The sequence below is a fragment of the Kitasatospora sp. NPDC051914 genome (assembly GCF_040680995.1).
In the GTDB taxonomy this organism is placed as follows: domain Bacteria; phylum Actinomycetota; class Actinomycetes; order Streptomycetales; family Streptomycetaceae; genus Kitasatospora.
Window position 1 is genome coordinate 1 of the sequence record NZ_JBFAXX010000070.1, and the last position, 1170, is coordinate 1170.

The following is a 1170-nucleotide window of genomic DNA, read 5'->3' on the forward strand; positions in this document are numbered from 1 at the left end:
GGAAGCCTGCTTCGAGATGAGCACTCCCACCTCCTTTGAGAGGGTAAGGCTCCCAGTAGACGACTGGGTTGATAGGCCGGATATGGAAGCCCCGTAAGGGGTGGAGTTGACCGGTACTAATAGGCCGAGGGCTTGTCCTCAGACGCTCGCGTTCACTGTGTGGTTCCCGGGTAGCGAACAGCTATCGCCGGCGAACGAAGTAACACTTATCAACTGAAAAGTGTGTTTCGCTGAATACCCGATAGGGTTTCGGTGGTCATAGCACGAGGGAAACGCCCGGTCACATTCCGAACCCGGAAGCTAAGCCTCGTAGCGCCGATGGTACTGCAGGGGGGACCCTGTGGGAGAGTAGGACGCCGCCGAACAATTCTTCAAAGGCCGCGGCCCCAGCGATTCGCTGGGGCCGCGGCCTTTTGTGTTTTCCGCGGACACGAACGAGCAACCACGGCAAGGAAGTTCGAGCCCGGACGCGGCTCGGCATCCGATGCCGGACAATGGAAGAGGTGCCTGGCCGTAGGGCCGGCACCGGGCCGTAGAGGGCGTTGGTGTCGCTGCCGACGGACGTCGAAACGGCTGAGCTGAAGCAGCAGAAGGAGTCACCGGAATGTCGAACCCGCCCCAGGACCGTCCCGAGCGTCGATCGGACGACGGCCGCGGCTACCAGCCCCGGTCGCGCGGGGGCTGGTCGAACGACCGCGACCGCGGCCCGCGCCGTGACGACCGCGGTGAGGGCGGCTACCGCCGAGACGACCGTGGTGACCGTCCGCGTGGCGGCGACCGTCCGTCGTACGGCGACCGTGAGCGCGGCGGCGACCGTCCGTCCGGTGGTGGCTACCGCGGCCGCGACGACCGTCCGTCGTACGGTGACCGTCCGCGTGGCGGCGACCGTCCGTCGTACGGCGACCGTCCGTCGGGTGGTGGCTACCGCGGCCGCGACGACCGTCCGTCCTACGGTGACCGTCCGCGTCGTGACGACCGTCCGTCCTACGGTGACCGTCCGCGTCGTGACGACCGTCCGTCGTACGGTGACCGTGAGCGCGGCGGCGACCGTCCCCGTGGCGAGTTCCGTCGTGATGACCGTCCGTCGTACGGGGACCGTCCGTCGGGTGGTGGCTACCGCGGCGGCGACCGCCCGTCGTACGGTGACCGTGAGCGCCGGGACGATCGTCC

At 67.6% G+C, this 1170-nt stretch carries 1 protein-coding gene and 2 rRNA genes; all 3 read left to right on the forward strand.

Going from position 1 to position 1170, the window contains the following annotated elements:
• Window positions 1-140, forward strand: a 23S ribosomal RNA gene (locus AB0M03_RS33240); the annotation flags it as partial.
• 108 nt (window positions 141-248) lie between these two features.
• Window positions 249-365, forward strand: a 5S ribosomal RNA gene (gene rrf, locus AB0M03_RS33245).
• 180 nt (window positions 366-545) lie between these two features.
• A partial coding sequence (locus AB0M03_RS33250; protein ID WP_363498616.1) for a hypothetical protein occupies window positions 546-1170 on the forward strand: 625 nt, incomplete at its 3' end.